The following is a 10,974-nucleotide window of genomic DNA, read 5'->3' as shown; positions in this document are numbered from 1 at the left end:
CGGCCCACCGGCCGGGTGCTGGGGGTTGGTTGGGCTCGTGGCTGGGTTATGGGTGGGTGGGCGGGAAAGATCCCGCGCCGAAGGCGCGGGCGCTGAGTCGTCGCCCGAGGGGGGACCCGCGGCCGCTGTGAGCCGCCGGGTCTCGGTGCGCCACCGGGCCGCATACCCGTCCCCGCCCCGCCGGGCCTCGCGCCACGCCGCCGCGAGGTCGTCCCCGTACTCACGGGGCGGCTCCTCGCTCAGCAGGGCCACCACCTCCGCCGCCCGCCGGGCGCCGACGACCGGCGCCGCGTCCAGCAGAGCCCGCGCCAAGCGGGGGTGCAGACCCACCCGGGTCAGCCGCGCCCCCCGCTCCGTCACCCGACCAGTGCCCGCGTCCACCGCCCCGATCGCCGTCAGGACCCCCCGCGCCGCCGCCATCGCACCGCCCGGTGGAGCGTCGAGCAGGGCGAGCCCGGAGGCGTCCGGGTCGCCCCAGCAGGCCGCCTGGAGGGCGAACGCCGTCAGGTCGGCCACCTTGATCTCGGGCGAGGGAAAGCGCGGCAGACGGCCGTCCTCCGCCTCCGCCCAGCACCGGTAGACGGCCCCCGGCGCCTCACGCCCCGCGCGCCCCGCCCGCTGCCGGCCCGCCGCCTGCGAGGCCCGTACCGTCGCCAACGCGCTCAGCCCCCGCGCGTGATCCACCCGCGGCTCACGCGCGAGACCCGAGTCGACGACGACCCGCACCCCCGGCACCGTCAGGGACGACTCGGCCACCGACGTCGCGAGGACCACCCTGCGCGCGCCACCCGCCGAGCCCGCGAGCACCGCGTCCTGCACGGCCGCAGGCGCCCGCCCGTGCACCTGAAGGACCTCGGCGGGCGCGTCCCCCAACTGCCCCGCCACCCGCGCGATCTCACCGACCCCGGGCAGGAAACACAGCACGTCCCCGTCCCGCTCGGCCAGCGCACGCCGCACCGTCGCCGCCACATGCGTCAGGAGCGCCGGGTCCACCCGCATCCCGTGCGGCGGCCGCGCCGGCCGCGCGGGATGCGCCCAGACGACGTCCACCGGATGCGAGATCCCTTCGGCCTCGACCACCGGCGCGTCCCCGAGCAGCCGCGCCCACCCCTGCGCGTCCGTGGTCGCCGACGCGGCCACCAGACGCAGCTCGGGCCGCAGCGCCGCCCGCACGTCGACCAGGAACGCCGCCACGGTGTCCGCGTCCAGATGCCGCTCATGGCACTCGTCGATGACGACCAGATCGACACCGGCCAGCTCCTGGTCCCGCTGCAGCCGCTGCAACAGCACACCGGTCGTGACGACCTCCACGCGCGTGTGCCGCCCCACCACGCGCTCACCGCGCACCGTGTAGCCGACGCTCCCGCCGACCTTCTCGCCGAGCAGCCACGCCATCCGCCGCGCGGCCGCCCGCGCCGCGATGCGCCGGGGCTCGGCGACCACCACACGACGTACCGGCGCGTCACCGACGAGCCCCGCGAGCACCAGCGGCACCAGCGTCGTCTTGCCGGTGCCGGGCGGCGCGCACAGCACGGCGACACCGTGGTCGTCGAGGGCGCCGCGCAGCGCGGGCAGGGCTTCACGTACGGGAAGGCGCTGAAGTTCGTCGGTACGGATCACGCCCCCAGTCTCCCAAGCACGCGGATACGGTGAGCCCATGCCCGAACCCCTGCGGATCACCGGCGACGGACTCGTGCTGCGCGAGTGGACGAGCGACGACCTGCCGGTCATGGTCGAACTCTTCGATGACCCGGCCGTCGCCCACCGCACCCCGCTCGTCTCGCCCTTCGACGAGGCCGCGGCCCGCGACTACCTGCAGGCGATCCGCGAGGGCGAGGGCAAGCGCATCAACCTCGCCATCACCACCGACGGCCTGCGGCCCCTGGGCGAGATCCTGCTCAGCCTCACGCGCTGCACCATCGGATACGCGGTCGGGGCCGCCCACCGGGGACAGGGCCTGGCCCCGCGAGCCACCCGGCTCCTGACGGAGTACGCCCACACGACCCTCGGCCTGCCGCGCGTCCTGCTGCAGATAGAACCGGACAACGGCCCGAGCGTCGCCGTCGCCGACCGCCTCGGCTTCCGCCTCACCGACGAGGAGCCGGAGCACGTGACGGGCAAGGGCGGCCGCGCCTACACCCTGCTGACCTGGGCCCACGAGACCGACGGCTAGGCGGTATCTACGTAGACACTGCCTACATAGGCAGCGTCTACGTAGGCAGTCAGTCCCGTACGCGGACGAAGATCAGTCCCGTACGCAGACGAAGATCGCCGTCCCCGGGATGAGATTCCCGCGCAGCGGGGACCAGCCGCCCCACTCCTGTGTGTTCCACGCGGGCCACTCCGGCTCCACCAGATCGACCAGGCGGAAGCCGCCGGCCACCACGTCCCGCACCCGGTCGCCGACGGTCCGGTGGTGCTCCACGTAGACGGCGCTTCCCTTGTCGTCCTGCTCTACATAAGGAGTGCGGTCGAAATAGGAGGCCGCTACGGAGAGACCCTCCGGGCCCGGCTCGTCGGGGAAGGCCCAGCGCATCGGGTGCGTCACCGAGAACACGAACCGGCCGCCGGGCCGCAGCACCCGGTGCACGTCCTTCAGGACCCGCACCGGATCGGCGACGAAGGGCAACGCGCCGTACGCGGAGCACGCGAGGTCGAAGCTCCCGTCGGCGAAGGGCAGCGCGCCCGCGTCCGCCTCCACCAGCGGCACACCGCCGCCGATCCGCAGCGCGTGCTGCAGCTGCCGGTGCGAGAGATCGAGGGCGACCGGGCGCGCGCCCTGCGCGGCGAGCCAGCGCGAGCACTGCGCCGCGCCCGCGCCGATCTCCAGGACGTCCTTGCCCTTCAGGCCGTCCGGCGGGCCGAGCAGCTCGGCCTCCACCTCGTCGAGCCCCTCGGGACCCCACACGAAACGGTCGTCCCCCAGGAAGGTGCCGTGCTCGATCTGATACTCGTCCGCGTTCCTGTCCCACCAGCCGCGATTGGCGCGACTGCTCTCCGTGACATCGGCGTCACGCCGGGTGGCTTCCGGTTCGGGCGTCTCGGGCAGCTCGGACTCTTGGATGATCGGCTCCATCGTCGTACTCTTCCGTCTGGCTTGTCGCGGCTCGGTACAGCGGGACGTGCCCCCAAAGCGTCGCGGCAGGGCGCGGTGCGGCCCGTGTGGCCTCATGCGACAGCATTTGTGCCGGGATTGCGGCGATCCGCCCCGGGTGTGCGCCTTCGCGCATTGACCCTGTCCGGCTGCCCCCGTATGCTACAAGTTGCGCTGCGAGCCTGCGCTCCTCAGACATAGCAGGCTGCGCTCGCGTCTGTTGTAAACCCCTCGGTTGTCGAGGCGCCTTCCGTTTCTTCGGAAACGTGGATTGGGCGCTTCCTAGGCTGTCCGGCTTATGCAGAGCGAAATCGGCTCCGGCGCTAGCAGTACCTACGACTCTCTGTCCGTACCGGAGCCCTTTCCCACATGACGAGCAGCACCGAGACCACCGCCACCACCCCGCAGGTTGCGGTCAACGACATCGGTAACGAGGAAGCCTTCCTCGCCGCGATCGACGAGACGATCAAGTACTTCAACGACGGCGACATCGTCGACGGCGTCATCGTGAAGGTCGACCGGGACGAGGTCCTGCTCGACATCGGTTACAAGACCGAAGGCGTCATCCCGAGCCGCGAGCTCTCCATCAAGCACGACGTCGACCCGAACGAGGTCGTCGCTGTTGGTGACGAGATCGAGGCCCTGGTTCTCCAGAAGGAGGACAAGGAAGGCCGTCTGATCCTGTCCAAGAAGCGCGCTCAGTACGAGCGTGCCTGGGGCACGATCGAGAAGATCAAGGAAGAAGACGGCATCGTCACCGGTACCGTCATCGAGGTCGTCAAGGGTGGTCTCATCCTCGACATCGGCCTCCGTGGCTTCCTGCCGGCCTCCCTCGTCGAGATGCGCCGCGTCCGCGACCTCCAGCCCTACGTGGGCAAGGAGCTCGAGGCCAAGATCATCGAGCTGGACAAGAACCGCAACAACGTGGTCCTGTCCCGCCGTGCCTGGCTCGAGCAGACCCAGAGCGAGGTCCGCCAGACCTTCCTCACGACCCTGCAGAAGGGCCAGGTCCGCTCCGGCGTCGTCTCCTCGATCGTCAACTTCGGTGCGTTCGTGGACCTCGGCGGCGTCGACGGTCTCGTGCACGTGTCCGAGCTTTCCTGGAAGCACATCGACCACCCCTCCGAGGTTGTCGAGGTCGGCCAGGAAGTCACCGTCGAGGTTCTCGACGTGGACATGGACCGCGAGCGCGTGTCCCTGTCGCTCAAGGCGACGCAGGAAGACCCGTGGCAGCAGTTCGCCCGCACGCACCAGATCGGGCAGGTCGTTCCCGGTAAGGTCACCAAGCTCGTTCCGTTCGGTGCGTTCGTGCGCGTCGACGAGGGCATCGAGGGCCTGGTCCACATCTCCGAGCTGGCCGAGCGCCACGTGGAGATCCCGGAGCAGGTCGTCCAGGTCAACGACGAGATCTTCGTCAAGGTCATCGACATCGACCTCGAGCGTCGCCGGATCTCGCTGAGCCTCAAGCAGGCCAACGAGTCCTTCGGTGCCGACCCGTCGGCCGTCGAGTTCGACCCGACCCTGTACGGCATGGCCGCGTCCTACGACGACCAGGGCAACTACATCTACCCCGAGGGCTTCGACCCCGAGACCAACGACTGGCTCGAGGGCTTCGAGACCCAGCGCGAGGCTTGGGAGGGCCAGTACGCCGAGGCGCAGCAGCGCTTCGAGCAGCACCAGGCCCAGGTCATCAAGTCCCGCGAGGCGGACGCCCAGGCCGAGGCCGAGGGCGCTGCCGCTCCGGCTTCCGCCGGTGCGCCGGCTGCCGGTGGCAGCAGCAGCGGTGGTTCGTACTCCTCGGAGTCGGACGACACCTCTGGCGCGCTGGCCTCGGACGAGGCGCTGGCCGCGCTTCGCGAGAAGCTTGCGGGTGGCCAGAGCTGAAGCTCGCCTCTAGGCGGCTGTAGCTGAACGCTGCGGGCCCGCATCTCTTCGGAGATGCGGGCCCGTTGTTCTGTTTTCGGGTGCGGGTTCGGTGGGGGCTTGGCGCGCCCACGCGGCGGAGCCGCATATGTAAACAGCCCCGCGCCCCCAAAGGCTCGTCCCTTCGGGACGTTGCCTTTAGGGCGTCACCTGGATGTTCGTCAGGCCCTTGCCGCCCGTCACCGTGTTGCTCGCGTACACCGTCGTCCTGCAGCTGTCGCTGTAGTTCGTCACGTTGATCGCCAGCTGTTTGTCGCCCGTCGAGCCGGTCAGGTCCGACTTGTTGTCGCGGAAGACCGTGCCGCAGCCCCAGCCGGCCTCCTTGCTGTGGGTCTCGTAGCCGTTGTTCGTGGTGTTCTTGCCGGTGTTGTTCTCGACGACGTAGTCGTTGCCCTTCACGTCGATCCATGAGTCGTCGTAGTTGTTGCCGGTCAGGCCCTTGCCGTCGAACGTGTTGCCCGAGACCTCGCCGCCCGTCGTGCCCTCCTTGAGGTCGATCGCCTCGCCGCCGACGTCCGGGCCGATCGTGTTGCCGAGGATCCGTACGTTGTCGCTCTTGTCGGAGAGCGTGTTGGCGCTTCCTACGTAGACGCCCTCGCCCATGCCCCTGTCGTCGTTCCCGGTGTCGTAGATCCGCGAGTTCTTGATGACGCCGTCGCTGCTCGACTTCCGGAAGTGGACGCCCTCCATGTCGAGGCCGTGGACCGTGACCGTGTCGACCACGACGCCCTTCGCGGAGTCGATCACGATGCCCTTCTGGCCGCCGGTGACGGTGATGCCCTGCACCGTCCAGTAGGAGGCGCCGTCCAGGTGCAGGCCGTAGCCGCCGCCCGCGGTGAGCACCGCCTTGGAGGAGCCGGTCAGGGTGATGCGGGAGCCCGAGCTAGCTGCCGTGCCGGTCTTGAAGTTTCCTGAGTACGTTCCGTCGGCGAGGTGGATCGTGTCGCCCGGGGAGGCTTCGGTGAGCGCGGACTTGAGCTCGGCGGCTGTGGAGACCTCGATGACCTCGGCGGCCCCCGGGGTGGGCGACGCCATGGCCACGAAGGCCAGGCCTCCGGTGGCTGCCGTCGCGGCGAGCGCGGAGAGGAGCAGGGTGCGTCGGGTGCGCATGTGGGGGTGACCTCTCTGTTCGTGTGTCTGTTCTTCTACGTGAACTTTGGTCGTGATTCTGAACGTACGGGTGGGGCATGTCCGCGTCAAGGTCTGGACTAAGGCGGGTGGGGGAGGGGGTGGGTTCCAGGTGTGCGAGGAGGGAAACGTGGTGGATACACGAGTAACTCCCGTGCTGTAACAGGCAGTTGCCAGGATCCCTGCGTCCAGCAAGATCGACAGGGGAGCCGAAGCCATGGCACAGACCCAGCCGGGGACCGGTACGAGCCGTCGCGCCTTCCTGCGCGATGTCGGCATCACGGGCGGCGCGGGCGCGATGCTCGCGACCATGGGCGCGCTCGGGATGGCGCCCACCGCCCGGGCGGCACAGCGCGAAAAGCCCTTCCGGGCGCCGAGTGCCGGCGACTTCACGCTGCACGGACGCGCGGCCGCGAAAGTGGTCGTCGTAGGCGGCGGCATCGCCGGTCTCGCCAGCGCCTACGAACTCGGCAAGGCGGGCTACGACTGTACGGTCCTGGAGGCCAGAGACCGCGCAGGCGGCCGCAACTTCACGGTGCGCGGCGGCGATTCGACGGTCGACCTGAACGGCAACCGGCAGACCGCGAGGTTCGGCGACGGCCAGTACATGAACGCGGGACCCGGGCGGATCCCGCAGTGGATGGTCACGCTCGACTACTGCCGCGAACTCGGCGTACCCCTGGAGGTGTTCACGAATACGAACGCCGACGCCTATATCTTCAACGAGTCGGCGGGCATGTCCGAGCCGATGCGCTACCGCACCGCCAAGGCCGATGTGTACGGCTACGTCTCCGAGTTGCTCGCCAAGGCCACCGACAAGGGCGCGCTCGACAAGGAGCTCACCGCCTCCGATCAGGACCGACTGACGGAGTTCCTCAAGGACTTCGGCGAACTCGGCGACAAGATGACGTACGAGGGCGGCGACCGGCGCGGCTACCGCACCGTCCCTGCCGCCACCGGCACCCCCGGAGTGCCGCTCGGCGATGTCCCCTCCGCCTCCGAGGTGTTCGCGAGCGGAGTGGGGCGCTACTTCTCCTTCGAATTCGGCTTCGACCAGGCGATGCTCATGTTCCAGCCGGTCGGCGGCATGGACCGGATACCCGAAGCGCTGACCCGGGCGATCGGCGCGCACAAGGTGCGTACTGGCGCGGCCGTCACCCGCATCACCGACAAGGGGCACGGGGTCACCGTCACGTACACCCAGGGCGGCAGGACCAGGTCCGTCGACGCGGACTTCTGCATCGGCGCGCTGCCGCCCAACATCCTCGCCAAGGTCCCGCACAACCTCGGCTCCGGCGTCCAACGGGCCCTGGAGGCGATCACCCCACAGTCCGCGGGGAAGATCGGCCTGGAGTACCGCTCGCGCTGGTGGGAGCTCGACCACAAGATCTACGGCGGCATCACCGAGACCGACCTGGACGTGAGCCACATCTGGCATCCGTCGCACGGCTTCCACGAAGAGCGAGGCCTGCTGGTCGGCTACTACAACTACGACAAGGACGCCGACGCGTACGCCGCACTCACCCCCAAGGAGCGCGAGAAGCGGGCCGTCGCGGCGGGCGTGAAGATCTACGGAGAGAAGTACCGCACCGAACTCGACTCGTCCTTCTCGCACCACTGGCGCCAGACGCCGTACCTGGAGGCGGCCTGGCACGACACCCCCGGCGGCCCCGACGACCCGCGCTACAAGCCGCTCAACGAGCCGACGGGGCGCGTCTACTTCGCCGGTGACTGGCTGAGCTACACCGACGCCTGGCAGCACGGCGCGTTCACCTCGGCACGCCGTGCGATCGCCAAGCTCCACGCGCGCGTGCTGGCCGCCTAGATGTACGTGACGTAAGAAGCCGCTGTGAAGGGGCGCGGAAGGGAATGCCCGCGTCCCGGCGGGCGTTCTGCTGTACGAGTCACGATGCAGAGGGCGAGGAGCGGTCACAGTGCTTGATCCGCAGGGTTTGTACGCATGGGAGCCGAAGGGCCTCGACGTCGTCGACATGGCGCTCGCCCAGGAATCGGCCGGCCTTGTCATGCTCTACCACTTCGACGGATACATCGACGCGGGCGAGACCGGCGATCAGATCGTCGAGCGTCTTGTGGACAGCCTGCCCGGTCAGGTCGTGGCGCGCTTCGACCACGACCGGCTCGTCGACTACCGCGCGCGCCGCCCGCTGCTGACCTTCAAGCGTGAGCGCTGGACCGACTACGAGGTGCCTACGCTCGACGTACGACTTCTCCAGGACGCCACCGGCGCGCCTTTCCTGCTGCTCTCCGGGCCCGAACCGGACGTCGAGTGGGAGCGCTTCGCGGCGGCCGTCGGACAGATCGTGGAGCGCCTCGGCGTACGCCTCTCGGTGGACTTCCACGGCATCCCCATGGGCGTGCCGCACACCCGGCCCGTGGGCCTGACCCCGCACGGCAACCGCACCGACCTGGTGCCGGGGCACCGCAGCCCCTTCGACGAGGCGCAGGTGCCCGGCAGCGCGGCGGCGCTCGTCGAGTACCGCCTCCTGGAGGCGGGGCACGACGTGCTCGGGGTCGCCGCGCACGTTCCGCACTACATCGCGCGCTCCGCGTATCCGGACGCGGCCCTCACGGTCCTCGAGGCGATCACCGCGGCGACCGGCCTGGTGCTTCCCGGCATCGCGCACGGCCTGCGCACCGAGGCGCACCGCACCCAGACCGAGATCGACCGGCAGATCCAGGAGGGCGACGAGGAACTGGTCGCCCTGGTCCAGGGACTTGAGCACCAGTACGACGCCGCGGCGGGCGCCCAGGACCGGGGCAACATGCTCGCGGAGCCCGTGGACATCCCGTCGGCCGACGAGATCGGCCAGGAATTCGAACGCTTTCTCGCCGAGCGGGAGGGCGACGTCTGACGCCACCGCCTAAGCTGCCGGTCATGCTGAAGGTGGGCCTGACCGGCGGTATCGGCGCCGGCAAGAGTGAAGTCTCGCGGCTGCTCGTCGCGTCCGGAGCCGTACTGATCGACGCCGACAAGATTGCCCGCGAGGTGGTGGAAGCGGGAACTCCGGGCCTGGCGGCGGTCGTTGAAGCCTTCGGGCGGGAGATCCTCGCACCGGACGGGACCCTGGACCGGCCGAAGCTGGGCGCGATCGTCTTCGCCGACGCCGAGAAACTGGCCGTACTGAACTCGATCGTGCATCCGCTGGTCGGCGCACGCTCCGCCGAGCTCGAGGCGTCCGCCGCGGAGGACGCGGTGGTCGTCCACGACGTGCCGCTGCTCGCGGAGAACGGCCTGGCGCCGCTGTACGACCTCGTGGTCGTCGTCGACGCGAGCCCCGAGACGCAGCTGGACCGCCTTGTGAGGCTGCGGGGCATGCGGGAGGAGGACGCCCGCGCGAGGATGGCCGCCCAGGCGACGCGCGAGAAGCGGCTGGAGATCGCCGACGTGGTGATCGACAACGACGGCCCCCTGGAGGGCCTCGAACAGCGCGTCGCCGCCGTCTGGGCGGACCTCGCGCGGCGGGCCCGGGCGGCCTAGAAGGGGGCGGGGCAGTGGTCGTACTGGCGGTGGTCACCGCTCTGGGCGGCCTGGTCGCGCTGCTGGCCGGCGCGTACGGCCTGTGGCGCACCCGGTACATCAGCGCTTCGGGCGAGGTGACGCAGGCCCTGGTGAAGGCGGTGCAGCCGGGCGCCGAGCGGCCGCTGCTGCAGTTCGAGACGGGGGACGGGCGGGTCGTCGAGGTGGTGTCGCCGGTGCCGCGCAGCCGGAAGCGGCCGCTGGTCGCGGGCGACCGGGTGCGTATCGCGTACGACAGCGACGATCCTCGCGAGACCGTGCTGCTCGGGCATGAGCGCAAGGGCATCGACCGGGGCTTCGTGGTGGCGGGCTCGGCGATCCTGGTTCTGGGGCTCGTGCTGGTGGTTGTGGCGGTGTGAAGCTCTGCCTTGTGAGGGCAGGCTCTGCGGCTGGAGCGCGGTGTGAAGCGGCGAAGTACGTTGTGTGAATCGGTGGAATAGGCGTCGGCTCGGCGGGCGTTGACACAGTGGAGCGAGGGAAGGAGTCACGCGTGCCCGAAATCACCCCGGAGACCCATGTCATCGACTTCCGTGCGGCGGAGCAGCTCCTTGCCGCGCGCGATCCCCGAGGCGCGGTGAAGCTGCTCGACACGGTCATCGCGGCCCACCCCGAGAACACGGCGGCCCGGCTGCTGAGGGCCCGTGCCTTCTTCGCCGCCGCCCAACTGAGGGCGGCCGAGCTGGAGTTCAGCATCGTCCTGGAGCGTGAGCCGGACAACGCGTTCGCCCACTTCGCGCTCGCCCGCACCTATGAGCGCGCGGCCAGGCCGGACCAGGCCAGGCGGCACTTCCGCCTCGCCGCGGCGCTCGACCCGCAGCCGGACTATCTGGCGGCGGCCCGCTTCGACGGCGGCGAGAACAGCGGCGAGAGCAGCGACGGGAGCACCGGCCGCTAGCCGGCTCTCGGCGGCTCGTACGGCGGGATGTCGCGGCCCGGCTGATAGTGCGGCCCCTGGTGGATCCGGTGCACCACCACCGCCATGTCGACGATGACGACCAGCAACAGCACGCCGCACGCCGCCGCCCACTGCGGGCGTCCCACGAGGGCGAAGGCGACGGTGCCGAAGGTCGCCCAGACCAGTCCCCATACGCTGAACCAGAAACGCATCCGCAGGGGACTGCGCGCGGTCATCGGTTCACTGCCTGTGCGCATCATGAGGGTCATCTCCACCCTCTCTCCACCTGTTTCTCCACCCTCCAGGATCCACCCGTGGGTGGTGGTCCGGAAGGGCCGGAGGCCGCAAGATCGTAGATGTGCCGCCGACGCCATCGCGTCGCCGGCGTCCGAACGG

At 70.1% G+C, this 10,974-nt stretch carries 11 protein-coding genes; 7 read left to right on the top strand and 4 right to left on the bottom strand.

Annotated features, from left to right (window positions below; translation table 11 throughout):
• Positions 1-1,620 (bottom strand): helicase-related protein (locus AB0O76_RS35735; protein WP_365500286.1); only part of this gene is annotated, 1,620 nt, incomplete at its 3' end.
• 37 nt (positions 1,621-1,657) lie between these two features.
• On the opposite strand from AB0O76_RS35735, the gene AB0O76_RS35730 reads away from it, so the two are divergent.
• A complete protein-coding gene (locus tag AB0O76_RS35730) occupies positions 1,658-2,173 on the top strand; it encodes a GNAT family N-acetyltransferase (protein ID WP_365500283.1) in 516 nt (171 codons plus the stop codon).
• 72 nt (positions 2,174-2,245) lie between these two features.
• Here the strand turns inward: AB0O76_RS35730 and AB0O76_RS35725 are convergent, their stop codons facing one another.
• The gene (locus AB0O76_RS35725) at positions 2,246-3,076 is read right to left on the bottom strand and encodes a class I SAM-dependent methyltransferase (protein WP_365500280.1); all 831 of its coding nucleotides are present in this window, start codon (positions 3,074-3,076) and stop codon (positions 2,246-2,248) included.
• 387 nt (positions 3,077-3,463) lie between these two features.
• On the opposite strand from AB0O76_RS35725, the gene rpsA reads away from it, so the two are divergent.
• Positions 3,464-4,978, top strand: a complete 1,515-nt coding sequence (gene rpsA, locus AB0O76_RS35720) for a 30S ribosomal protein S1 (protein ID WP_135336207.1) — start codon at positions 3,464-3,466, stop codon at positions 4,976-4,978.
• 177 nt (positions 4,979-5,155) lie between these two features.
• Here rpsA and AB0O76_RS35715 read toward each other — a convergent pair whose 3' ends face one another.
• Complete coding sequence (locus tag AB0O76_RS35715; RefSeq protein WP_365500276.1) at positions 5,156-6,127, bottom strand: sheath polysaccharide-degrading enzyme; 972 nt, start codon at positions 6,125-6,127, stop codon at positions 5,156-5,158.
• A gap of 235 nt (positions 6,128-6,362) precedes the next feature.
• Here AB0O76_RS35715 and AB0O76_RS35710 point away from each other — a divergent pair, with 235 nt between their 5' ends.
• The 5 genes from AB0O76_RS35710 (at position 6,363) to AB0O76_RS35690 (ending at position 10,578) form a co-directional block, all read left to right on the top strand.
• On the top strand, positions 6,363-7,970 hold the full coding sequence (locus AB0O76_RS35710; RefSeq protein ID WP_365500274.1) for an FAD-dependent oxidoreductase: 1,608 nt from the start codon (positions 6,363-6,365) through the stop codon (positions 7,968-7,970).
• A 109-nt stretch (positions 7,971-8,079) separates the two neighbouring features.
• On the top strand, positions 8,080-9,018 hold the full coding sequence (locus AB0O76_RS35705; protein WP_266868129.1) for a PAC2 family protein: 939 nt from the start codon (positions 8,080-8,082) through the stop codon (positions 9,016-9,018).
• A 23-nt stretch (positions 9,019-9,041) separates the two neighbouring features.
• Positions 9,042-9,644: a dephospho-CoA kinase gene (gene coaE, locus AB0O76_RS35700; protein ID WP_365500271.1), complete on the top strand. Its 603-nt coding sequence runs from the start codon at positions 9,042-9,044 to the stop codon at positions 9,642-9,644.
• Between the two features lie 14 nt (positions 9,645-9,658).
• On the top strand, positions 9,659-10,042 hold the full coding sequence (locus AB0O76_RS35695) for a DUF3592 domain-containing protein (RefSeq protein ID WP_365500268.1): 384 nt from the start codon (positions 9,659-9,661) through the stop codon (positions 10,040-10,042).
• A gap of 131 nt (positions 10,043-10,173) precedes the next feature.
• Positions 10,174-10,578: a tetratricopeptide repeat protein gene (locus AB0O76_RS35690; protein WP_365500265.1), complete on the top strand. Its 405-nt coding sequence runs from the start codon at positions 10,174-10,176 to the stop codon at positions 10,576-10,578.
• Here AB0O76_RS35690 and AB0O76_RS35685 read toward each other — a convergent pair.
• A complete protein-coding gene (locus tag AB0O76_RS35685) occupies positions 10,575-10,847 on the bottom strand; it encodes a DUF6343 family protein (protein WP_365500316.1) in 273 nt (90 codons plus the stop codon). The genes AB0O76_RS35690 and AB0O76_RS35685 overlap by 4 nt on opposite strands.
• Between the last annotated feature and the right edge of the window lie 127 nt (positions 10,848-10,974).

The organism is Streptomyces sp. NPDC086554 (genome assembly GCF_040686095.1).
Taxonomy (GTDB): Bacteria; Actinomycetota; Actinomycetes; order Streptomycetales; family Streptomycetaceae; genus Streptomyces.
The sequence above is the reverse complement of the archived record's forward strand: the minus strand, read 5'-3'. Positions and strand labels throughout refer to the sequence as shown.

What these genes read in the sequence shown, in the direction of transcription:
- AB0O76_RS35730 (WP_365500283.1), top strand. Translation starts at nt 1,658, where the DNA reads ATGCCCGAACCCCTGCGGATCACCGGCGACGGACTCGTGCTGCGCGAG.
- AB0O76_RS35725 (WP_365500280.1), bottom strand. Translation starts at nt 3,076, where the DNA reads ATGGAGCCGATCATCCAAGAGTCCGAGCTGCCCGAGACGCCCGAACCG.
- rpsA (WP_135336207.1), top strand. Translation starts at nt 3,464, where the DNA reads ATGACGAGCAGCACCGAGACCACCGCCACCACCCCGCAGGTTGCGGTC.
- AB0O76_RS35715 (WP_365500276.1), bottom strand. Translation starts at nt 6,127, where the DNA reads ATGCGCACCCGACGCACCCTGCTCCTCTCCGCGCTCGCCGCGACGGCA.
- AB0O76_RS35710 (WP_365500274.1), top strand. Translation starts at nt 6,363, where the DNA reads ATGGCACAGACCCAGCCGGGGACCGGTACGAGCCGTCGCGCCTTCCTG.
- coaE (WP_365500271.1), top strand. Translation starts at nt 9,042, where the DNA reads ATGCTGAAGGTGGGCCTGACCGGCGGTATCGGCGCCGGCAAGAGTGAA.
- AB0O76_RS35685 (WP_365500316.1), bottom strand. Translation starts at nt 10,847, where the DNA reads ATGACCCTCATGATGCGCACAGGCAGTGAACCGATGACCGCGCGCAGT.